This is a genomic window from Escherichia sp. HH41S, assembly GCF_009820115.1.
In the GTDB taxonomy this organism is placed as follows: Bacteria; Pseudomonadota; Gammaproteobacteria; order Enterobacterales; family Enterobacteriaceae; genus Escherichia; species Escherichia coli_F.
Genome location: NZ_VNXE01000059.1, coordinates 26,789 through 48,376, shown reverse-complemented (window position 1 = coordinate 48,376; position 21,588 = coordinate 26,789). Strand labels below are relative to the sequence as shown.

The window sequence follows — 21,588 nt, the reverse complement described above, 5'->3', positions numbered from 1 at the left end:
TTCACAGATAAAACACTCTCCAGGAAACCCGGGGCGGTTCATATGGCCCATATTCACGGTTGTAATATGCCTTCTTGAGTTCCTTTCGCGCAAGATAGGCTGGTGTTGCCATCCCGAAAACCTCCATCGGAAACGGCTTATCACTTCGTGTATCCAATAAATAAAAATCAGGGAAAACATCGCTGACACTGGCATCATATCGCATAGGCTTAACATAGTGTCGGCCTTCAGCATCCAGCTTACTGGATACAATCGCTTCATATGAGGAGTCGAGAGGTATCCAATTATCGCTCACCTGCATAAGCACTATCTGATGAGCTCGCCCAGAGAGCCCTCTGTTTGTCACCGAAACGGGAGAGGTAAGGGCAAAAACAACAACTTTCCCCCCAGACTTCCATGCAGCATACTCCTGTGGGAATCTCCGTTCCACGCTATCCCAGTGCCCTTCGGAGTTAAAGAAGGTAAGAGGTAAGCCGCCAAAGTTACGCATTGGTAGAAACTTCAGTACTTTTTCATGCTTTTCCGGGTCATAACGCGGCAGTATTGATAACAATAACAATCGCTTGTCACTCAGTTCCGCAGACGACAAAACCTCAACCTGCTCACTCGCTACTTTGCTCTTAGGGTCTGCCACTCCGATAAATATATGGTCACCAAGACAGGCTCTACCCGATTTAATCAGCTTCGCCGCTTCCATCAGACGGTAACGAACCAGTGAATCATTCCGTTTCCCGGCCATATTCGGATACCAGACATTGAGACCAGCTTCAGTCCACAACAGACTCAGAAGTCCGGAAAGGGTCATTGAAGCTTGTCCACCCTCAGGTCGCAGGATTTGCGGCGGGGGAGGGACCTCGGACTTTTCAGGCGGATCTTTCTCCGTCATGCCTATTCCGAGGCGGATTGACATGGTTCCTTCATTGTTGATACGCACAACATTGCTGGCATAACCCTTTAACCCCGTATGCCTGGCATCAAGGTCGAAAAACACACACGATGGTTCATGCTCGGTGCCGGTATTTGCAGCCTTAATCAGGATGAAGGTATCGCTGTTTGGTAGCGCTCTGACGTAGAGCCGCTTTGCACCTTTACCCCGGCATCCGCAGGTGATCACGTATTTCTGCCCAGACGTGTGGTGTGCCTTCTTCAGGGCCGACTGCCATCCCTTAACATACTCGTCTTGAGTTTGAAATTCTGCCGAGTACCGTTTCGCGTTTGGTTCGTCATCGTTAGCAAAAATTACTGCAAACTTCTGGCCCATGGGACCTCCTGAAATTTAAAAGACTAATAACCCAGCCATCTCAATACATCCTGCGCGTTGTACTCTTTTCTCACACCCATCTCGAAAAAAAACACTTTGATTTCGCTGGCTGCTATGCCATGTTTTTTTAGTTCTTCCAGAGCTCTCTGTTTTGAAATAATGAGCTCTTCGGCTGAATCAAAATAAGTCATCGTTACCTCCTGTCGATAGCGTTGACTGAAGCAGACCCTAGTATTCCTGCTCAGGGATAGTCTGCGTGATAATCATAAATATTTGTGAATTAAACCATTCCGTTAGCGCGATAAATCGCACAAAAAAATATTAAGATGTCACTTCAAATTCGCTCCTGAGACGAGCAGCAACAGCAAGTTCAATTCGACTACGCAGTAAAGTGGCGACGGCCGCAAACACGTCGACTATTACCGAATTGCCAAATTGCCGGTAGGCCTGAGTATCAGAGACAGGAATGCGAAAAGTAACTTTTCCCGGTTGTTCGAACCCCATGAGACGGGCACATTCTCTCGGGGTTAAACGGCGTGGGCGACTGGCCATGTTTACAGGATCATTAAAGTCTTTTTCTCCTATGCTCATATCCCATCCCCGGTCTAACAAAATTTCAGACCCGTCACGATAATACCGTGCGCTAAGCGTCCTGCACGTAGCTGATTTATCGAGCGGATTGACCATCCCATAGCCAAATCCATTTCCTTTTGCCTGATGCTTTTTAGCGTAGTTATAGAGGTATTCCCAGAGTTTAGGTGAAAGGGTATATCGGCTATCAACTTCAGCGTCCAGCAATTCCCCAAGGCTCGGTCGTCGAGCAGGATAAAGAGCTGATATATCACTTAACGAAAACCCGTGTCGGAGCTTCAGATCACGCCGGAAACCAACCAGCACGATACGTTCCCGGTGCTGTGGCCGGAAGTTCTGACCATCAATTATTTTAGGGTCCTTTGGACCGTGAGCATCGCAGTCGGCGACATCGTATCCGAGTTCATCAAGCGCATTCATGATGACCCGGAATGTATTGCCCTTATCGTGGCTCTTCAGATTTTTTACGTTCTCCAGAACGAAAATTGCTGGCTGTTTGGCTCGAATGATCCGGGCAACATCAAAAAAAAGTGTCCCCTGGGTGTCACATTCAAAGCCGTGTTTTCTGCCCAATGAGTTCTTTTTGCTGACACCGGCAATACTGAACGGCTGGCATGGGAAACCGGCGAGCAATACATCATGGTCAGGGATGGAAGCATTGATAGAAGCATAGGCCTGGTCTTCCGATATATCGGGTAGATTGCTAAGTGTAATGTCCCGGATATCGTAGTTGAATTGGTGTTCCGACTCATCGCAGTACCAGTTTGCACTGTATGTCCGTCGCGAGAACTGATTCCATTCGCTGGTGAACACACATTTCCCGCCGATCGCGTCAAAACCACTGCGAAGGCCACCTATACCGGCAAACAGATCTATAAATCTGAAATATTTCTGGTCGTAGTCGGCGGGGCGTGAGGGGAGCAACGATCGTAGATAGCAATATTCTTCCTGGTTAAGTCGGCATTCATTAACAGTGCCTTTGATCTGGCGAATAAGGGATGCCCTTGACCAATCACTGCCGGTTGCCTCATTAAGTCTCTCAACCAGATCTTTCACGTCATATACGCTGGCAACTTGAACGAGTAATTTATGGATAGTGGCCTGTGACTCATCATTAGGCAACACCACTATTGCAGGTTCAGCTCTCTCGTTTTTCACCCTGACTCCGGAAAATGTGGATAAATTAGAGCTTCAGACTACCACGAGAAAAAAATTATTTTATTTGCTAAAGCCCCTAATTCTCATTTTCTGAAGTAATTATTTTATTCATACAAATTTCTGCCTTACCGAATAATAGACGGATTTCTAATTGATACACTAAGACCGATAAATCACGCGACATATTAATTACTACTAACCGACTAATTCAGGGAGAACGTATGAGTCTGTTGAAAAAGTTACTTTTGCCGACATTAGTCGTCCTTTTCCCGGCTATATCTCTGGCTGGCCAACCGTCATTTGAAGCGAAAGTGGTAAAAATTATCGATGGGGACACTATTACCGCGCTCGATGAACAGAATACAAGCTTCAAAATCCGTTTGTACGGCATTGATGCCCCCGAAAGTAAGCAGGCCTTCGGACAAAAGGCGAAACAAGCGCTGAGCTCCGCGATTTCTTCACAGAATATTACGGTTGTAGACCACGGACCCGATATTTACGGCAGGATGTTGGGGACCATTTGGCTTGATGGATATGACATAAACGCTTCGATGGTAGACAGCGGCTATGCATGGGTATACCGGTTTGATGGTAATGCCATCGTTCCAACCTATCTGAAATTTGAAGCTTCAGCTCAGAAAGCCGTTAAAGGCCTCTGGGTTGATCCTAATCCCGTTGCCCCATGGGAATGGCGCCAGCAAAACCAGAAACCTCAAAAGACGAAAGACAGGAGGTAACCGCAATGACAACCCAACATCCTTTACTGAAAATTGCGCTTAATGATGATGGACGTCTTTTGTGGCCAATGTCACCCGGGCAGACGCAGCGCTGCCCAACGTGTATGCGAGACGTTATTACAGGCCCGGATGGTGGTTTAGTACATCAAATGGAGGAGGGCGGTAATGCCTGCATCCCATCTGTAGATGTTGTCATTTCAAAGGCGATTATTGAACTACTCAGCTCAGGTGAGCGCCTCTATGTTAACCCGATCAAGAACGCGAATAAAATACTGGCCCCGTCATTTATCTTTCTGCATAAAGACAAGCAACTTCAACCATTTATAAATAAGCACTATCAGCCAGCAGGTGCCACTTGGCGAAGTGATAAGGGATTCAGGCTTGGTCTTTTCTTTATGGCTGAGCGAGCACAAAGAATAAATAAAGACGAGTTCGATTTTATTGCTGTAATAGACCCAATCATTTTTCAAGCTGAATTTGATGCGATATGGTCACCGGGGTGAATTTGAGGACCCCCTTGCGGCATTATGGCATTCACTGGTTTCAGAGAATATGTCTTCCGTCTGGGTGAAATGGCCCGTAAAAAACCTGCAACCGAAGAAAGAAACTGTGAAAGCCGATTACTGGTACGATTGTTACTCGTCGGCTCAGAAACCAGTGCCCCAGGTTAACTGTACGGCATCCGTTATTGGTATAGACGGTAATGTGTCCGGGGAAACAATCTACCTGCTACAGACTTCGGTAAAGCGCTCACTTGGTGAGTACCAGCTAGTAAAATCGCTTGGGGTCATATTACTCCTGGATAACACCGGAGATTTGGTATCTGAGACGCACCCGCACTTTGATATAATCCTAAAAGCATGCACCTTGGCCGTCAGAGACTTTGTTCGTCAGAACCCTCGACGTCTGTTCCTCAATTCCTACACAATGCAGGATTAATACAAAAGAGGCGTTGAATGAACATGCTGGCCACATCAACCGGAGCCAAGTTGTACTCATCGCAAGCCATGACCTAGTGCGTATAATGAACCACATCAAAATGTAACTCATTGATTTATAAGGGCGTGTAATCTATCTTATGTTAAATCAACTACTGTGGTAAATAAGTTCATAAGACACTCCCACTAACTGATAAATCAATACGTTAGGATTTCTGATCTCCCTCTCGTTTCTTGCATTAGGTACAGAGTACATTCTCTTCATGTTGTTCTGAGGTGAGCATATCACCTCTGTTCAGGTGGCCAAATTCAGTGTGCCACTTCAATCAATAATGAGAGTTCTCAAACTCTCGTTGCCATTTTGGTCACAGAAGACTGACGCTGTTTTATGCCCTAACTATACTGACGTGAACCCGGTCCACACCACACCTATGATTCTCTCCAACTATATAACTGTGTGACATCACACTTTGCTGATAAACGCTTCAAATCGACGACCTATACCCGATATTGTTAATAAATGACGTTGCGCGATTTGTTGTGATGACACTGCTGCAATTTCGTTATCCAGACTGATAATTCGTTCATTTAATACCTGCATATCCTCCCGCAGTGAGATTTGGTGAGATCAACATCAACAACTTTGATCGTACTCATGTCATTTACTCCCGTAGCAAACGAAGACAGTAAAAGATACAGGTGTTGAATGATTAAAATCCTCTAAATTCCAACCAAATTTTTGCATGGTATACTTACTGATATCTTTATCTACTTTAATAATGGCATAGGTTATAGAGCAATCCGGCTATTCTTCATGCTCTAAACCTATACTGATGCACGTGATTATTGGTAGTTAAAACTAATTTACGAGCAACTTTAAATTGTTAGAAGGCTATGTTCTGTATACCTTTATAACCATACAAAGAAATTATACATAACCCCGTATTTAATATTATTAGCTTATCAGAATGAAATTCCACTCAATCCTATATTGCTGGAGTTTTTTTCCAAGCACCTATTTGCTCATAAATTTGACGCTCTATTTTTTCTACATCATCAACCAAGTCAGAATAGTCAGGTGGGTTGGTACCAATTGCCCCCTCCCATTGCCTCGTCAGCTGTGAAACTTTATTTTTGATTGTAGAGAGCTGATTTAGCTGCTTTTTGGCAAACAATACTTCTTCCGAATACAGGTTTTTTTTGGGCATTACAGTACCAGACAACGAATTTAACTTAAGTGCAGGCCGTCTTTTTAACATAAACAACTATCATTGCAACACATTTTCCGAGTTTTTCGTGGTAGGCCCTTCTTAGCAGAAGCATCTCTGATGTGTGGTCATCCACCAGCGGTCCTGTGTTTCGATAACCAAAACTATGCATATTCGTTTACACGCATTGTGCAAAAATCAGTGACCAGCTATCCGCTTACGGGATCATCACGCCTGCGAGTTTTATGAAAGTGATGTGCGGATATTACGAAATGCAATCGGGTTGAAATGGATCGTAGATACCCTCTTCAATAACCGATGCATCAGACCTGCCATCGCTGTTTGATGAGCAGCCCACCAGGCGCATCAGCGAAACACTGATGAAAGTGATGGACAGGTTTAACAAAGAACTGTTTCTGGTTATCGAAGGGATCAGCAGGATTCCATGATGAATCAGTCCAGGCTGTCTCCACGATATACTAGTCGCTGGAACGTGCTACTTTTCATAAAAACCTGACATCCATGTCGCTGTTAACCGATAATTTCCGGAAACAAAAGTAACTTTAGCCACCACGAGCCTTCTGGATTGCATATTTCAGGGTGGCCTCGTCAACAGCGCCCGGGATGAATGATGTCGTTGCAGCGTCGGGTTTTTGCATGTTCATGATAATGAACCCTGGCGTTCCGTTGATCCCGAGAGCTTCACCCAACTGCATGTTTCCGGAGATGACATTCTCATAGCGTCCTTTCTCACGGTCGCCGAATGAGCTGTTGAACCCGGATTTGTTCACAACCATGTCTAAATCACTGAGTGTAAACTCACGCTGGTTATTGAAGAATACATACGCACTGGTCATCAGGTTGTTGTGGTACTTACGATACGCTTCAGCGCCGAATGTCTGATAAACATGCAGGCCAGTTGCCGCCCCCATCGCAGAAACGGGTTTCGAACCAGCGAAGATTGGAAATTCTTTAAAGAAGAATTTAACATCGCTGCTCTGGCTCAACACGGATTCAACGACCGGCGCTACCTTCATACAGAAATGGCACTGGTAGTCGAAAAACTCGACGACGGCGACGGCAGCATTATCAGGTCCAATGTTAGGTGTCTCTTTGGTCTCGAAGAGAGCCGGGGCGTAAGGGATGATCCGCTCAAGGGAGGCGTTAGTGTTCTGGTTCTCAAGCGCCTTACCCGCTTCAAGCAGATACTGGGGATTTTTTACCAGATAGGTAGCCGCGACTCTTCCTATTTCATCGTTACCGGGGAGCTCAGTTTTAAAATATTTCGACGTGATATATACAGAGCCAGCCGCTGCAATCACCGCAGAAATTAAAACAGACACCACGGGTTTTAAATAATTTAATTTAGTCATAGCCACCTTTACGCATTTTAACTTGTTAGTTATCAATCTACGTTCGATTATACTGTCACAACACATCGGAATTATTCGTTAAAGAACCTTTTTGGAGAAATTAGAATGTTACGGCATTTTTTATTACTTACCGCCACAACGTTCTTATGTGGGTGCGGCTATCATTTCGGAAATGACGTTGATGCTTACGATTTAATGTCCAGGCCGGTAGGCGACAAGAAATTTGAAATTGTAGCGCCGGATGACAGTATACAGTCGCGGATGTTTGCAGCCCGGTTTTCGAATGGGTTAACGGGTATAGGGTTTAATATTTCCAGCCATGTTCCCGACTATATTCTCAGATTCAGTTACAGCAAGACCCAGGAAAATCTGCAATACAGTGAACAGCCAGTGACGGGCGTAACCGGATATGTCGTCGAGAAGAAAATAACGAGGAAAGTTAAACACGGGCAGACTCAGACGGACTATGACTATAAGCCCGTCAGTGGGATCGTGGGATCTGAGACGGTATCACAAAAGCATTACTGGCGCCGCCTTGATGTGGAAGTCTACCCAGCGGGAAAAGAGGCACAGCAGGTGCTAAAAGTCAGTATTCAGAGCAATGCGCCAATTCCATCGGACAGCATTGCTTATTCCGCAATGATCGACGCTTTGACCGGGAAACTGGACGCCCCGCTACGCTCCGGAAACTACGTCGCATCGGTTCCCTGGAACTGATGACCAGCACCGCTACTCCCAACTGCAAAGTGACTTTTCTCACCTCCATGCCACACCTTTACCGACCTCCTCTGTTGAAATCATAGAGCCGGTAAAGATCGCCGATTGTTAGTGCGCTCAATTTGGATACGAACAGATACTCAAACTGCGCTTTCTGAATATCTGACACGGACTCATCGTCCAGCACCGCCTGGTAAAATCTGGTGCTGATGCATCTCTCCGGATGCATGAACTGGTACCGACTCTGGAGCACCACCATCAGTAAAAAAAGAATCATCAGAACGATAAGTAACAACTGGTTGGAGAGCTCCAGTCCCAGCGACACACCGATGGTTGTCAGAAAACAGAGAGTCCATCCAATCAGAGCGAAAGGAGCCGTGTGGATCTTTTGTTGGTAATAACGGAAGATCACCGGATCATTTAAATACCGCTTATCCGGTAATCCCGTTGCTCGGGTGACAATGCTGAGCCAGAGCGACATTTTATCCCCCCCCACATCCCGGATATAAGACACTCTCAGGCCAGACGTTCATAAAACGCGACGACGGGCAGGGTTATGGGGTTTTGTACCAGCTCGGGGCGAATGGCTTTCAGCTGCCTTACCGGTGCCAGCTCATCAGTCGGCTTCACGATTTCGTTGCCCGGACCTTTCCGTGTGCTGTCGGTGTTCACCTTTAGCCTGCCATTATTCAGATACGATTCTACCTGTTTAGCCATGGCGTCGCTGGGGGATGATGCATCATTAATTTTTTTTAAAACCTCGTCTTTATTCGTTTGAATCTCAGATACCAGCAGCTCAATGCTGGCCGCAGTGTCAGCGTTGCAGGACCCGAACTGGCATTGGGCAGCAAAGACGGGGTGAGAGCCAACCGCCACGAGCATTAACGTTGTCAGTAATGCAGATTTCATAAACACCTCTTGCAGTCGTGAAAAGTCACTTTTGTGCGGTGCCCATGCGGGTCACCAGATTTTCCGGGCTCATCCAGCCGGTGAACAGCTGAGGTTTACCCGACAGCGTTACCATGGTTGGCGTACCCTGAAGCGGGATAGTTGAAGCCACTTGGAAATGAGATTTGATGATATCGAGGCAGGACTCGTCAGGCCGTCCTTCCGGAATAGTCGATGTCGGGCTCATTGCGGCATCCAGGGCATCATTAGGTTTGGCCGCACACCAGATTTTTGCCATATTCCCCGCACCAACGGAGTTCAGACCTGCACGCGGAAAGGCGAGGAATTTGATTGAGATCCCGGCATCGAGATAGGATTGCAGATCTTGATGCAGTTTCTGACAAAAACCGCAGGTAATATCTGTAAACACCGCTAGTCGATATTTTTCATTTGGCGACTTATATTCGATGGATTTTGTTTTAGCAGCGAACTCCCTGACACCTTTCAGTACCGCCTGCTCCGTTGTATTCTCCACATCTTTGCCGTTCACATGAAACAAGCTCCCGGTGAAAATGTAATCGCCGTCTTTGCTGACGTAACTCACGCCCTCTCTTGAAATGACAGTATAAATATCTTTTACCGGTGATGGCTCAATATGCTCGATGGACAGGCCAACTTCGTTTAATTTCTTCAGCGCTGCATCTGGAAGCACGTCAGTATTTACTGTCTGGGCATTCATGCTAAAGGCCGTACTGAATGCCAGTAAAAAGAATGATGCCTTTATAGTCTTATTCATTTCAGCTCCTTTAATGGAGTGTTAATACTATCATGCGAAAAAATCTGCCAAATTCGCTTAAGGGACAAAATCCCCCCCCTATAGCAAAAAATATTTAGCCTGCGATGTGGGAGAATATCCTGCATGTAATTCCAGTGGAGATTATCTCGTGTTCATACCACCAGCAGATGATGTGAAACCAATTCCCGTTCCTGTTGAAATCTACACGCAGTGCATTACCGATGCCTCACGCTTTTTCGGGATTGATGCAGAGCTGGTCTTTACGCTTTTTGATAATGAAGGAGGAAAAGTGGGAACGTTTAGCCGAAATAAAAATGGCACTTATGATATTGGCCCAATGCAGATCAACTCGTCAAATCTGCCTGAAATAAGCACTCATTTTCCTTCGGTTACCTGGCGGGTGCTGGCTTATGACGCATGTGCAAGCTTTTGGGTAGGCACCTGGTGGCTTTATCGTAAAATTGTTGCTCGAAAGGGTAACGTATTTGAAGGGATTGGTGACTACAATAGCAAAACACCTAAGGTTCGGGCAAAGTATATCTTCAACTTCATGGTTAAATACAATCGCCGGATTCAGCGTCGGAATGGTATGAACGAATTATATCAGTGGACACAACCGAAGACACAGTACAACGGTCATATTGCAAAATATCTTCCTGAGTAAAATACGTTCTGCTCTCATTTTTATTAGTTTTTAACGTGGTCGTAAACAATGCATTTCTGAACTAGTGAAACAGCCCAGTGAAGAGATTAAGTATGCTCCAATCAATATACGAATTCCTGTACAATTTACGTTGTTCCCCTAAGAAGCTCGCTAAACAAAGCGTGGAAGGAATCTTGTTTCAAGATGAATCAACAGCTGGCTTATGGATGCCTCTGCCATCAATCCATATTGTTCTTTTTCTGGATTTTGACGGTGTAATCCATAAATGTCAGAACGAATCTTTCGAGCAGATGTATTTGATTGAGAGGTTACTTGATGCTTGTCCATCAATGTTCATCGTTATATCAAGCTCATGGAGAGAGTGCGCCAGTATCAGCTACCTAAAGTCACTTTTCCGCTCGCCCTACAGGGACAGGGTAATTGGCGCAACACCATCCCTGTCTCTCCCCTCAGGGAATATAGGAGTCCGTGCAGCTGAATGCGAATATTTCGCCACCAGATACCAGGTAAATGCCTTTATTTGCCTTGATGACGATCTAACCTTGTTTCCATCAGGATACCCGCATCTGTTCCCTACAGATTATTACACGGGGGTTAATGAAAAGGACATAGTGGATCTGATAGCACGATATAACCTCATTATGACTCGCATTTATTAAAACCCTCTTCCGACAAAAGCCCCCCCTGATACGCCCTCGGCCAGATACCAATGCATCAGTTGAACACAAAAGTAGCTTTTCCATCAATTTTCATTCAGGCATTCACGTACGTTTTCCCTATATTCAGGTTTGCGTGCTGACTTTGCTCTGAACAGCACCAACGTAGATATTTAATTTCCTCTGGTGCAGGAATAAAAAAACCGTGTTCAAAAATAACACGGTTTTTTTATCAGTTACTATTCACTTCTACTTCTTATTTTCATTCAGCCAGTTTTCAGCCCTCTCTATTCTAGACTGATACGGTTCGTTTGTATTGTTCAGGTCTGACTTCATAAAGTTAACAAACGCATCTGCTTTATCCGGGCCGAAGTGTGGATCATCGGTCAGTTGCTGACGAATCGCACGCTCTGAGTTTTGTGATGCCCCCTCATACGTCTTGATACCATCACTTCCCATATCCTTATAACGGCTGGTCACCGCGCTAACACCATCGGACATTTGCAGGTGGTTACCAATCTTACCCAATAACGAGCTCGGCATATTTTCCGGATTCGATGCATCGTTTGCCATAGACGCCGGGGTATTCAGAATACCAATACCTGAGAGCATATCGTTTACGGGTTTAGCTCCGATAACATCAAGCCCTTTGGCAATACTCTCCTGCCCCGATATAAGCGTGCTGCCAATAACACTACGTTCTGTATTGGACTCAATTTTATTACCAACAAGGCTATCCATCGTGGTTTGCGTTCGTTGACCATAGCTCCCGCCGCCAGAACCACCTTCTCCAAGGTTCGCCCTTACTGCTGAATCAAGAGAGCCTGAAGCCTTGTTGTGCATGTCGAAACCTTCATGAATACTCTTGACATCGTCCATCCCCCAGCGAACGTTGTAATGACCCAATTCGGTGAGAATGCTTTGAGTATCCGCTTTCAGTTGTTCTTTCTCAGCGCCGGTTGCCATTGTACTTGCGCCATAGGTAAACACGGCTTGTGCGGCTAGATCAGCACGTTTGTCATCCTGAGTTTTACTAGCGTCAAATGCAACCCTGTTAAAATAGTCCGGGAGGTTGTTTGATATCCCCCGAATCTGACTACCTCCGTACAGATAATTCAGTTTTTCGCTGGCTGATCCCATGCCCGAAGTCGCATGCTTGCCGCCGGTAGCAGTCTGAATCTGGTCAAAGGTTTTTGTGGCGTTGTTAACGTCCTGTGAACCACCCTGAACTCTTCCCACAGATTCATTTGTCAAAATAGGGGTATTCTTATCCAAGGTCGAGAGCACATGCTGGTTCTCTTCGCTATAGGAGTTAGCTACATTGCCTTTATGAATATCCTGAATGTCTGCTTTACTGACCTTGTCCACATTGTACGGCGTAACCCCCGACTCTGTTTGTCCGCCAACATGCTGATTAGCATTCTGCTGGTTCAGTTCCAACCCAGTTTTCGCCTGAGCATCCAGATCATGCCCCACGGCAGCAACCCGATCGGCACTCATTACGCCGGACGTATTTACATGTTCTGGGGTGCGCTCCTGCGCCTGTGCAATCGTATTAATTCCCGATGCATCACCAGTGATTCGGTCAAGCTGATTGGTAATCGGCAGAATCTGTTGAGCGTTTCCACCGAAATCAGCAACCAGCCCTTTAAGCAGGCTGGAAGTCTCACGCAGATCCTGCTTATTGCTCTCAGCCGTTTCCCCTCGGGAAGTATCGATCGCAATTTTTTGTTCACTAAAGTCACGAGTCGTTGCCACCAGCGCATCTGTTCGCTGGAGTTGTGACCCCAACTGAGTACTGGCCTTAAATGTGTCATTGTAGGAATTGAACTTCTCCATAAACGCATTCTCATCAAGACCATTTTTCCGTGCAAACTTGCGCACATCATCATCGCTGAAGTTTTTATTACGTATAGAATCGGAAAATCTGTCCAGGTTAACAGCCTGTCTTGAGTCAAGTGTTATGCCAGTATTGGCGCTGGCGTTCGTTGAAAGTGACGTGGACAGGTTTTCGGCCATTGTCTGTGTGGCTTGGTTCATTTTTGATGCAGCGTCTTTGAAGGTATTGGTCTGTGCAAACTGATCACTGTTTACCAGAGAGGCCGCTTTGCTCATTTGTTCAGTCAGTGCTGAGTTTTCAGACAACTGAGTCGTAATAGCTTTACTCAAATCAGTTACCATGCTTTCACTCCCAGAATTCATTTTTGATACCGCTGAACTAAGTTGGCCCGATATTTTCACTCCTAGTGCATCCATCATTTTCTGAGCGAGGCCCCCGCCTTCCCCTTTTCCAAGTTTGCCCTCGCCACCAAGTCCCAAACTTCCATTGAAGAGAAGATTTGACACCACATTAGTTAATTGCTGTGAATTCATTCCGTTCTTCGAGCCCAGGCTATTCACGATGTTTGAAGCGGCCTGATCTGTAACTGATTTTAAGTTTTGCAGATTGGAGGTAAATTGCTGGCCTGATTGTCCCGACTGGCCAATTTCACTCATCTGGCTAAAGCCCTGCTGGAATGAATTACTTGCTGCGCTCATTACTGATGAGGTCATTACCGCCCCTTGCCCCTGACTTGCCGCGATACTTGAACCTGCATTCCACGAACCGAGTCGGAAGTTACTGGAGTCCATGTTACCGCCACCGCTGAACCCCTGGCCGGTGCTTGTCAGCGCGGTTCGATTCACATCCCCAAACGATGATTTTCCGCTGTTTGGGGCATCCCACACTTTCGGCGTGAGGTGGCTGGAGTCAACAGGTGCGGGTGGCGTGACTCCTTTCATCGCGTTCATCATTGGATGAATGGATTGCGTCATCAGGAACAGCGTCAGGACTGGGATAAGAGCATAGAGCGCGGATGCCACTGATAAATAAGAACTGTATGTTTCGGCAAGTCCTGGTAACCCCATCCAAGTCACCGCGTTACTCTGGCTATTCAGTGTGTTCCACGTATCAAGATCCGCTGTCGCCACCTTCTTCACGTAGGCATTAACCATCACAGCAGTAATCGGCCACATATTAACGAAGAGAATCAGCTGAAGATATTTTGCCGCTGCGGCAACACCATTTCCGCCGAGTGCCAACAGCATGAGTAATGCAAACGGAGCAACCATGTACGCAAACATCTCAAGAAACGCAATTGCCGCACCGGATAATTGCAGCCAGAGCTGCCCCTGAGATGCCATGGTATTGGTACGCTTTAATGATGCCTCAAACAGCTGCATATCCGAGGCCAGACCGAGTGGGGTTTTGTATTTACTGGCACCATTACGGAGCTCATTCATGATAAACAAACTAAGCGTTGCGTCATAAGCACCAATGGCCTTGCCGTACATGCCGTTCGCCGACGCCATTACATCCGTGAAGCTCGATCCGGAAGCGGCACCGCCCGCCTCTTCAGGGGAGAGAATACCGTTTGTTTGTCCAATCAATGCAATTGTCTGCCGAGCCTCTTGGGTGCTCGTTACCTGCTTAACGGTCGACCAGACCTCTTCACAAGTACCTGATTTTGAACTATTCACTCCCACGATGTTGGCAGAGGCATTCTTCAGCGAACCTTTCATCGCCTGATTAATGCGATCCATGCTATCCGCGATATTTGCAGAGAAAATATCGTTAAAAATAGTTTCTTTCCCGGCGATTTTCGAACTTGAGTTTTGTGTTCCCTTGAGGCAGTTATAGGCCAGTGATTGCACTGTCGCGCACACGTTCATCGCACCTAACCCACTGACTGGTTCAGGAAACGCAGAGCAATACCCCTGACTGTCACCGCCCCATCGTAAGAATTTAACGAAGCGAATCATCGGGCCAAGAGTAATATCATCATCAAGCGTCGTTGCGGAAAAGTCGATCGGCGCCAGCGGATCAAATGCCGTTTTGTAGTCTTTGAGTAAACCTTGGCTAAGGTTCGTGGTTACAGTTCCCATCGCCGCGATAAAAACAGGAATGCCATCGACATTTCTCACTTCCCCAGACTTAACCGATTCAATCGTCACATCCACACGAACTATTGCCATCGAAAAAAGAATCAGCCCAAGAATCCATGACAATATCGGCACTTCTGCTTTTGTCGGGTTCAACAGCCAGAGCCACGTTTTATAAAACAGGCTTGCGCCAGCCAGCACCGCTGCCGTCGTGAGAAATGCTTTTACGCCGGTATATTGCGAGAAAATCAGGGCAATCCCGTTCAGGGCGGACCACACAAACTCAATATCACCTACTGTATAGATGTTGTAATCCATATCAGACCTCAGTTACCTGTGCCACGAAGACTTTCCATGAACGCTTTTCTCTTTAATCGGCGATCATCCCATGCGGTAATGACATCAGAGCTGTTGCCTACCTGGCTACGGGTGAGCTCATAAGCAGCCTTTACCTGCTTGCTCAGATTTTCAGATAACCGAGTCAGATCCTGCCGCCGTCCGGAAAGAGATTCGCTGGGGATATTCATAGCGCTGATCTTTGCTTCAACTTGCCGAAGCATGTTAATGACGAGGCTGGTGGCCGCTATTGCACTGATATCCTGGATATAGGCATAGCCTTCAGGGACATCAAACGTCTGAAGAGAATCAAGAATTGTTGGAATGCCGATATAAGAAATAATGCGTAATTCATCATCAGAGATCCTGACATCGCTGATTGCCTTTGTCTGAACCTGCATAAGGAGGTCTGAGATCGTATCCTTCAGACCTTTGAAACCACCATCCGTCACCTCAGACATAACCAGACATTGCGACTTTCTCGCTGAAGCTGGATCGGGTGCAGGCGAACACTTGAGCATTTTTATGGAACCACCAGCCGGTGGACCCATGATGAAATCCGATACCGTCATCGTCGACGGGCGAACTTCCATCCCAGCTTTTTCACCTTTAGCATCCCAGTTGATAATTACCGTACCAACCAGTGACATCAGCTGCTCTGCGAGTTTGTAGCCAGATAACTCTGTCACACCACCGATATTCATAGAACCTTTATCGATGTCCATAAATGACATATAAAAAAGGTTTCCACTGAATTTTTCAGCGAACCCTTCAGGATCTTTTGCTTTTACCTGGGCACTCACGGTTTCTGGCGCCTTGGTCATTGACGAACCAAAATCAGACAACAATCCATTAAGAGATCCAAGCACTGAAGCAGGACCGGAACTGACTGCATTCGCAAACTGGCTGGGAGGTCCATTAGTTTCGGAAAGAAACGAATAAGTAGCGTTGCAGGAATCTTTGGCAAATTTATTCAACGCCTGCAATTTATTCTGGATGTCGTTAATCGTCGCAGCACAGTCAGCACAGATTGCCGATACCGCGACATTAAATGCATAGATTGCGGCCCCCTGCGCGATACCACGGGCAACCTGCACCAACTGATCTCCGTTAATCATACTGAAGGAACCGAGGAAAACATCGATGCCGTTACAACCGACGGAAGCTTTAGGGAAAGACATGGACACTAAATTGGTGTTCACGTTTGTGGTGCGGTAGGAAAAGGAGCCACCAACCACACCGGTACGAGTGGCCGTTTCAAAACTGGCTGGGCTGGTTGTCGTCATCATGCCATTGAAAATATTACGCATGGCGTTATCGGCACCGGCATTTTGTGAAATTATCGCAGTGCAAACGGCTAACGACAAAAGTAACTTTTTTGCACAAGCTTTGAAGTTAGCGTACATATGGGCCTCCTAAACTGCCACCCGCATTCAGGTAGTTCACCGGGTCCGCCGTAGGCATATCGTACCCTTCCAACTTCTGATCCATTATTCGTTGCAATAAGAACGGGTCGGAGTCCATTTCTGATTTATTTACAGTAATTACGCCATCTTCGCCGATGGTATATTGACGCTTAACATCTAACGTGGACTGGAATGAGGCATCATCAATCAGGTTCATGCCCTTTGCAGCCAAAATAATGGTATTTTTGAGCTCCTCAGCAGTAATCATACCTTCGCTAATTCGTTGCGCTGATGACCCGTCTTTCGACACAAGGAAAATAGTTGGCACTTCGCGAATTTTAAATTGATCAATAATCTGCGCATTAGGTACAGAGAAATCCTGGAACAACCCATTTTGTAAAGGTCTGCCATCCATGCTGACAGGAAGAATTTCGACAGAATAGTAATTCTGCATAAACTGGAGAATTTGACTTTCTTCGTGGCAGAACTGACAGGTACTCTGGAAAAAGAAAAAGAGACCTGATTTAGTGAAAATATCTTTCATTACCGTTTGCTGGTTTTTTTCCACCACTGTACGGTGTGCATCAAGGGCTACCTTCTCAACCGGCTGTCTGCGTTTTTCAGACATCATTGAGTTTTTAAGAAAATAATCCTTCGACTTATCCGAAAAACGCGTACCGATGTCCAACATTAAACGTTGCGCTGTATAAAACCGTGATAAATTTTCAGGGGTCGGATTATCCATTGCCTGAGTCAAAAGCCGGGGCATATTGTCCTTTAGCCACTTTGAATTAAGCTCAATCTTTTCTTCTTGTACTGACTGAGGTGAAGATGAAAGTGGAGGCGTGGTCTCCATAATTTCTTCTTCAGTTTTCCGGGCCGGGTCGTCATACCAGAAAAAGCCTTTCTTAAAAGCCTGTCCTGACACGAAGGGGGTGTCTTTGATAAGGGACTGGTCTTCATTTGCATGGACCCCAGTTATAAACAAAGACATCAGCACTAACATCTTTGAAGGTATTAACGTTAATCGAGTCATTCACCGATCTCCTCATGGAATAGGGGTATGATGGCATAAAAAAAAACACCAAGAGTTCGATAACGGTGTAGATTTCATGAGTTAAAAAACAAGAAATGTGACTACAAACCCCCACTAAACGGCAGTTAATACCGTGTCCCGGTAAAACTTTATCTCTAAGAGAGAAGTGGATAAAAATATTTAAGAGTACAGAACTGTGAATCCGCAATATCATTCAGACAATAAATCACAGATTAAGAATGCCCCCCCCAACTTGCTTATTACCACGTAGGGGATTTTATATAATTGATTACTAGCGAGAAGTAATGGTTGAGCAGTCTCACCACAAAACATCGTCTTATCATAGTCAGTATTGAATTAAAGATTGAGAAATTATGTTAGTAATGCTTACATAAAATGAAGGCAAGAAGGATAGAGTAAACAAAGAACAACTACGCTTGGTAGTTATATTTAACACAATATGCTTGATATGCGTGAGAACGGAAGCTATCTGAAAATAAACAGCAACATGTAGTACATGTGGAAAGGTACGCAAGTCAAAAATTTTATAGATAAAGACGAAACCGTCTTTAGATTTTTGATCTCTGCTTAAAACCACTCACATAAAGTAATAACTAATCTAACTCCTCCTGGGAATACCGTACTATTGCAGATGCCGTTGACGACAATCTACACCGAGGGCAATGAGTATCGTTGGTATATGGAACAATGTAAGGGCGCTTACATTTCGCACAAGTTTCTAGCTCCTCAATTTCTTTCATTGACGTAAGAATTTCAATTATTTTATTTACCTCAGGGGCGCATACGAAATAACCAAGGTTATGCAGCACGCTCATGATGCGGTTAAAGTCAATATTGCGAAAGCTGGATTCCGGATGAATAGGATCAAAACCGAAATAGTTTACAGCGACATCAATAACAGCAGAAAACGCTCTGCGGTTATCCGCGCGACGACTCCACCCACGAATGCCTTTTTTAACGTGTTGTTGAGGTTCGGACCTGAAATCAATATTTTCTGCAACATGATTGCCATAAAGTATTCTGATTGAATTTTTATTTGCACCAAGTGACATCGTTTTTGTAGCGCTCAATAACCTGCTAGCTTTAGTTTGATCGACTTTAGCCATATTCAATAATCCTTCAAGAGCACTTTATTTGCTAATGAGTTAAACACATCCTGACGGTGACACGTAAACATAGTGTCGTAACGCAGTAGTTCCATTAAGTCATCACTAACTTTACCCAAACGAATGTCGGCAGATAATTCGTATGCCCAGGCGAATACTTTAGATTTTAACGTAGCGCTATCATCCCCCAGTCCTGGCGTAAAGGCAATTGTTCGCGGAAAGAGAACAACATCGTTAATTGCTTTAAGTGATGAAACGCCAACATCTTTTATTGCATCTGCGGTGGCAGGCTTTAATCCAAAAAATATGCTGACAAACTCAGGTGCAAGCATTGACATAAAGAAGATTTGAATAAAGTAATCATTTTGTATATCTACACACTTAGAGCGTAACTGCTGAATTTTTGTCGGATTATAAAAGTCTTCCCGGCCACACAGTAAAGTAACTTTTTCCCCAGCATTGTAAATACCGAAGTCAGCATCGTCACTGTCATATTCTCGAATAACGTTAGTGTCACCATCGACAACAGCCATAAAAAAAGTATCCCAGGAAATCTCTTTGCCTAAAGAACGTGGAACGAGGAAACTTCCAGGACGAGTTTCAACTTCAAATGCATTATCAGTCATTGTCCCAAATCCGTCTCCAAATAGACGGCGTTGCAAGAGTGGAGACCCTGATTGATACGAAGAAGATCCATGGATAGGCAATAACATTAGGAATGCACGGTAACTACGAATAATCGAAACCTCGGTACGTAATAGTTTACCGAGCAAGTTACGCGTTATGTTATCTGATTCTGACATGTCGGATTGTCCTTGAGTCAATACAATAGTACAACTCTTCTACATGAAATTAAAGTTTGGTTTTTTGAAGTATGAAAAGCTACTTTTGGAATTTTAATACTGCCGATTTGAGTCTTAAAACTAACCATTCAACCATTCGCCTTACTTGTAACACTTTTTAAACAAACTAACCAGAATTTTATCAAAAAAAACTGAGCTTGCTAACGAACTGTGAAGCGCTTAAAAAAATCGCAAAACTTGCACTGTTATCGGCAGAAAGCAGCAATAACCTTAGCGAAAAGAGCGAGCTAGCATGAATATTTTTCCGATTGATTAACAATGGCTATTACATAGGGTCACTTTTTGTTGAAAAGTGGCCCTATGAAGCCTCGACATAGGGTCACTTCTTTGTGAAAAGTGACCCTATGTAGACAGGACATAGGGTCACTTTTTTAAAAAGTGGCACTATGCGCAAAAAACCTAGGGTCACTTTTGATTAAAAAGTGGCACTAGATATATGTATAACTTAGTAAGTAAAACAGCACTTTTCAAATCACCGGATCAGGAATACCCATTGCAGAAAAAGCTACTTTTCTGCCGAACATAAGTACACCCCGCTATGCCGTTCCCGAGCTCATTTTGTGTTATTCACTATCGGTATGCATCGCACCAACGACACGCCCCTCATAATTCTCAGAAAAAATCACTGAAAAAAGTCCTGTTTGTGAAAAAAAAATGAAAACCACTTCGGTATAGTGATTTCACATCAGGAGGTCACATGTCTAATTCGAAACTAATAAAGTCACTTGAATTATCGCGCAGCTTAATGCGTTCACAAATCGAGGCTCTGCGGGAGGAGGCTGAAGACTTGTGTACAAATTACTGGATCGAGTGGAAAGAACGGAATCATCTGGAGATTAATTTACCCCGGCCTAGCAATACGCTAAAACGTGAGTATCTGGGTTCGTATGCACCGAAACTAGAATTAATTGGTAATGCGAAAAAAGTCACTATCACCTGGCATAAGTTCAGTCCGTTTAAAACCAGGGCACCCAGCTATATGTCGAAACGGGTTTCTGCGACGAAAAACGGAAAATATTCAAAAAGCTGCTTTGTTAATCACGCGTCTTGGGAATATGAAATGATCGAAAAAACGGAGGGATTACTGGAACCCTACAGAGAATTACTTGAATTCTATCATGCTGCATATATCGAACTGGGACGTAAAATCCGTAAATACTCAAAATAAGAGGTGGCACAATGACCGACGTATCAATAAATGAAACCGAGCAGAAAACTCCTGATGTAAATGCCCGCACCTCTCAGGCATCTGACAATACCCGCAAAGTCGTGCAAAGTAAAAATGAACTTTACGGCATGGCCACAGTAACCATTAAGCCAGGTACTCCCGATTTTAACCGTTTCCTTACGGCTCGGAATCGTTCCGTAATTAGAGGCTTTGATGATGTAAGTATTGCTATTTCATCATTATTCAGGACGGTTAATGCGGTAAGGCACCCCGAATTGGTGCAGGCAATTCAGGACTGGTTTAATGAATTGCACGACGAAAATAATTTAATGAAGGAGAATCTGGAACACCATATCGCCACTATTCACGTTGATGAAAGTGATCCATTCTTCTCATCAACTGAGTTTTCTCCGTTCCGATTTGAATCGGTCCAGTTAAACTTCAACAATCAAAATACAATGCGTTTTTATAAGCACATCTTTGAAATGAACAACCTTCTGACCCAGATGTACAAATTCAACTCTCTGGGTCAATTACCGGTTAGCGATTACAACGTAATGGCGCACAATATTATTCGAAGTCTCAACATGTATATCGAACGGGTTAAGAAAACACTTAACGTATCCCGTCGTGTAAAAGGTGCTTACAGTCCCGATGAGTTTATCGAAAAGGTAAAACAGTACAAAAGCGTGCAGGCTTATATTGCTGCGGAACTGTCTGGTAAACGCCGCTAAGGATTATTTG

At 44.9% G+C, this 21,588-nt stretch carries 21 protein-coding genes and 1 pseudogene; 8 read left to right on the top strand and 14 right to left on the bottom strand.

The window, feature by feature from the left end:
• Position 1: 1 nt before the first annotated feature.
• From FQZ95_RS09780 to FQZ95_RS09775, 3 genes are all read right to left on the bottom strand, one after another.
• Positions 2-1,261, bottom strand: coding sequence for a DUF1173 family protein (locus tag FQZ95_RS09780; RefSeq protein ID WP_097311477.1), 1,260 nt, complete (start codon positions 1,259-1,261; stop codon positions 2-4).
• 23 nt (positions 1,262-1,284) lie between these two features.
• Entirely contained in the window at positions 1,285-1,452 is a 168-nt protein-coding gene (locus tag FQZ95_RS26110) for a hypothetical protein (protein WP_097509747.1), read from the bottom strand.
• A 130-nt stretch (positions 1,453-1,582) separates the two neighbouring features.
• On the bottom strand, positions 1,583-3,010 hold the full coding sequence (locus FQZ95_RS09775; protein WP_097509748.1) for a DNA cytosine methyltransferase: 1,428 nt from the start codon (positions 3,008-3,010) through the stop codon (positions 1,583-1,585).
• A 221-nt stretch (positions 3,011-3,231) separates the two neighbouring features.
• On the opposite strand from FQZ95_RS09775, the gene FQZ95_RS09770 reads away from it, so the two are divergent.
• Complete coding sequence (locus FQZ95_RS09770) at positions 3,232-3,747, top strand: thermonuclease family protein (protein WP_097311476.1); 516 nt, start codon at positions 3,232-3,234, stop codon at positions 3,745-3,747.
• Positions 3,748-3,752: 5 nt separating this feature from the next.
• Positions 3,753-4,686 (top strand): annotated as a pseudogene (locus tag FQZ95_RS09765) (hypothetical protein).
• Positions 4,687-5,148: 462 nt separating this feature from the next.
• Here the strand turns inward: FQZ95_RS09765 and FQZ95_RS09760 are convergent.
• Positions 5,149-5,286: a hypothetical protein gene (locus FQZ95_RS09760; RefSeq protein ID WP_157916976.1), complete on the bottom strand. Its 138-nt coding sequence runs from the start codon at positions 5,284-5,286 to the stop codon at positions 5,149-5,151.
• Positions 5,287-5,671: 385 nt separating this feature from the next.
• Positions 5,672-5,893, bottom strand: coding sequence for a hypothetical protein (locus tag FQZ95_RS09755; RefSeq protein ID WP_097311475.1), 222 nt, complete (start codon positions 5,891-5,893; stop codon positions 5,672-5,674).
• A gap of 445 nt (positions 5,894-6,338) precedes the next feature.
• On the opposite strand from FQZ95_RS09755, the gene FQZ95_RS26370 reads away from it, so the two are divergent.
• A complete protein-coding gene (locus tag FQZ95_RS26370) occupies positions 6,339-6,410 on the top strand; it encodes a DUF4113 domain-containing protein (protein ID WP_071528507.1) in 72 nt (23 codons plus the stop codon).
• A gap of 46 nt (positions 6,411-6,456) precedes the next feature.
• On the opposite strand, the gene FQZ95_RS09745 is transcribed toward FQZ95_RS26370, so the two are convergent.
• A complete protein-coding gene (locus FQZ95_RS09745; RefSeq protein ID WP_097311474.1) occupies positions 6,457-7,266 on the bottom strand; it encodes a DsbA family protein in 810 nt (269 codons plus the stop codon).
• Between the two features lie 105 nt (positions 7,267-7,371).
• On the opposite strand from FQZ95_RS09745, the gene FQZ95_RS09740 reads away from it, so the two are divergent.
• The gene (locus tag FQZ95_RS09740) at positions 7,372-7,983 is read left to right on the top strand and encodes a hypothetical protein (RefSeq protein ID WP_097311473.1); all 612 of its coding nucleotides are present in this window, start codon (positions 7,372-7,374) and stop codon (positions 7,981-7,983) included.
• A gap of 58 nt (positions 7,984-8,041) precedes the next feature.
• Here FQZ95_RS09740 and FQZ95_RS09735 read toward each other — a convergent pair whose 3' ends face one another.
• From FQZ95_RS09735 to FQZ95_RS09725, 3 genes are read right to left on the bottom strand one after another with little or no spacing between them, the layout of a single operon-like run.
• Positions 8,042-8,464 (bottom strand): hypothetical protein, encoded by a 423-nt coding sequence (locus FQZ95_RS09735; RefSeq protein ID WP_097311472.1) that lies wholly within the window; start codon positions 8,462-8,464, stop codon positions 8,042-8,044.
• A 35-nt stretch (positions 8,465-8,499) separates the two neighbouring features.
• Complete coding sequence (locus FQZ95_RS09730; protein WP_097311471.1) at positions 8,500-8,892, bottom strand: hypothetical protein; 393 nt, start codon at positions 8,890-8,892, stop codon at positions 8,500-8,502.
• A 25-nt stretch (positions 8,893-8,917) separates the two neighbouring features.
• Positions 8,918-9,667: a thioredoxin fold domain-containing protein gene (locus tag FQZ95_RS09725; protein ID WP_097311470.1), complete on the bottom strand. Its 750-nt coding sequence runs from the start codon at positions 9,665-9,667 to the stop codon at positions 8,918-8,920.
• 148 nt (positions 9,668-9,815) lie between these two features.
• Here FQZ95_RS09725 and FQZ95_RS09720 point away from each other — a divergent pair, with 148 nt between their 5' ends.
• Both FQZ95_RS09720 and FQZ95_RS09715 read left to right on the top strand, forming a co-directional pair.
• Positions 9,816-10,331, top strand: a complete 516-nt coding sequence (locus FQZ95_RS09720) for a lytic transglycosylase domain-containing protein (protein WP_097311469.1) — start codon at positions 9,816-9,818, stop codon at positions 10,329-10,331.
• A gap of 92 nt (positions 10,332-10,423) precedes the next feature.
• Positions 10,424-10,990 (top strand): HAD domain-containing protein, encoded by a 567-nt coding sequence (locus FQZ95_RS09715; protein WP_106422232.1) that lies wholly within the window; start codon positions 10,424-10,426, stop codon positions 10,988-10,990.
• A 246-nt stretch (positions 10,991-11,236) separates the two neighbouring features.
• On the opposite strand, the gene FQZ95_RS09710 is transcribed toward FQZ95_RS09715, so the two are convergent.
• From FQZ95_RS09710 to FQZ95_RS09690, 5 genes are all read right to left on the bottom strand, one after another.
• Positions 11,237-15,226, bottom strand: coding sequence for a conjugal transfer protein TraG N-terminal domain-containing protein (locus FQZ95_RS09710; protein WP_097311468.1), 3,990 nt, complete (start codon positions 15,224-15,226; stop codon positions 11,237-11,239).
• An 8-nt stretch (positions 15,227-15,234) separates the two neighbouring features.
• A complete protein-coding gene (gene trhH, locus FQZ95_RS09705) occupies positions 15,235-16,650 on the bottom strand; it encodes an IncHI-type conjugal transfer protein TrhH (RefSeq protein WP_097311467.1) in 1,416 nt (471 codons plus the stop codon).
• Positions 16,640-17,686, bottom strand: coding sequence for a thioredoxin family protein (locus FQZ95_RS09700; protein ID WP_097311466.1), 1,047 nt, complete (start codon positions 17,684-17,686; stop codon positions 16,640-16,642). Before FQZ95_RS09700 ends, trhH begins: the two co-directional genes overlap by 11 nt.
• A gap of 614 nt (positions 17,687-18,300) precedes the next feature.
• Positions 18,301-18,813 carry a hypothetical protein gene (locus FQZ95_RS09695; RefSeq protein ID WP_072643675.1) on the bottom strand — a complete coding sequence of 171 codons (513 nt, stop codon included), beginning with the start codon at positions 18,811-18,813 and terminating at the stop codon, positions 18,301-18,303.
• Positions 18,814-18,815: 2 nt separating this feature from the next.
• Positions 18,816-19,616 carry a trhR gene (locus FQZ95_RS09690; RefSeq protein WP_097311465.1) on the bottom strand — a complete coding sequence of 267 codons (801 nt, stop codon included), beginning with the start codon at positions 19,614-19,616 and terminating at the stop codon, positions 18,816-18,818.
• A 757-nt stretch (positions 19,617-20,373) separates the two neighbouring features.
• On the opposite strand from FQZ95_RS09690, the gene mobI reads away from it, so the two are divergent.
• Together mobI and FQZ95_RS09680 are read left to right on the top strand one after the other, a co-directional pair.
• On the top strand, positions 20,374-20,844 hold the full coding sequence (gene mobI, locus FQZ95_RS09685; protein ID WP_097311464.1) for a conjugative transfer protein MobI(A/C): 471 nt from the start codon (positions 20,374-20,376) through the stop codon (positions 20,842-20,844).
• An 11-nt stretch (positions 20,845-20,855) separates the two neighbouring features.
• Positions 20,856-21,578: a hypothetical protein gene (locus tag FQZ95_RS09680; protein WP_000133023.1), complete on the top strand. Its 723-nt coding sequence runs from the start codon at positions 20,856-20,858 to the stop codon at positions 21,576-21,578.
• The last annotated feature ends 10 nt before the right edge of the window (positions 21,579-21,588 follow it).

Coding starts and splice junctions, on each gene's coding strand:
- FQZ95_RS09760 (WP_157916976.1), bottom strand. CDS start 5,286: ATGCAGGTATTAAATGAACGAATTATCAGTCTGGATAACGAAATTGCA.
- FQZ95_RS09740 (WP_097311473.1), top strand. CDS start 7,372: ATGTTACGGCATTTTTTATTACTTACCGCCACAACGTTCTTATGTGGG.
- FQZ95_RS09695 (WP_072643675.1), bottom strand. CDS start 18,813: ATGGCTAAAGTCGATCAAACTAAAGCTAGCAGGTTATTGAGCGCTACA.
- mobI (WP_097311464.1), top strand. CDS start 20,374: ATGTCTAATTCGAAACTAATAAAGTCACTTGAATTATCGCGCAGCTTA.
- FQZ95_RS09780 (WP_097311477.1), bottom strand. CDS start 1,261: ATGGGCCAGAAGTTTGCAGTAATTTTTGCTAACGATGACGAACCAAAC.
- trhH (WP_097311467.1), bottom strand. CDS start 16,650: ATGTACGCTAACTTCAAAGCTTGTGCAAAAAAGTTACTTTTGTCGTTA.
- FQZ95_RS26110 (WP_097509747.1), bottom strand. CDS start 1,452: ATGACTTATTTTGATTCAGCCGAAGAGCTCATTATTTCAAAACAGAGA.
- FQZ95_RS09770 (WP_097311476.1), top strand. CDS start 3,232: ATGAGTCTGTTGAAAAAGTTACTTTTGCCGACATTAGTCGTCCTTTTC.
- FQZ95_RS09755 (WP_097311475.1), bottom strand. CDS start 5,893: ATGCCCAAAAAAAACCTGTATTCGGAAGAAGTATTGTTTGCCAAAAAG.
- FQZ95_RS09710 (WP_097311468.1), bottom strand. CDS start 15,226: ATGGATTACAACATCTATACAGTAGGTGATATTGAGTTTGTGTGGTCC.
- FQZ95_RS09730 (WP_097311471.1), bottom strand. CDS start 8,892: ATGAAATCTGCATTACTGACAACGTTAATGCTCGTGGCGGTTGGCTCT.
- FQZ95_RS09700 (WP_097311466.1), bottom strand. CDS start 17,686: ATGACTCGATTAACGTTAATACCTTCAAAGATGTTAGTGCTGATGTCT.
- FQZ95_RS09715 (WP_106422232.1), top strand. CDS start 10,424: ATGCTCCAATCAATATACGAATTCCTGTACAATTTACGTTGTTCCCCT.
- FQZ95_RS09725 (WP_097311470.1), bottom strand. CDS start 9,667: ATGAATAAGACTATAAAGGCATCATTCTTTTTACTGGCATTCAGTACG.
- FQZ95_RS09745 (WP_097311474.1), bottom strand. CDS start 7,266: ATGACTAAATTAAATTATTTAAAACCCGTGGTGTCTGTTTTAATTTCT.
- FQZ95_RS09735 (WP_097311472.1), bottom strand. CDS start 8,464: ATGTCGCTCTGGCTCAGCATTGTCACCCGAGCAACGGGATTACCGGAT.
- FQZ95_RS09680 (WP_000133023.1), top strand. CDS start 20,856: ATGACCGACGTATCAATAAATGAAACCGAGCAGAAAACTCCTGATGTA.
- FQZ95_RS09690 (WP_097311465.1), bottom strand. CDS start 19,616: ATGTCAGAATCAGATAACATAACGCGTAACTTGCTCGGTAAACTATTA.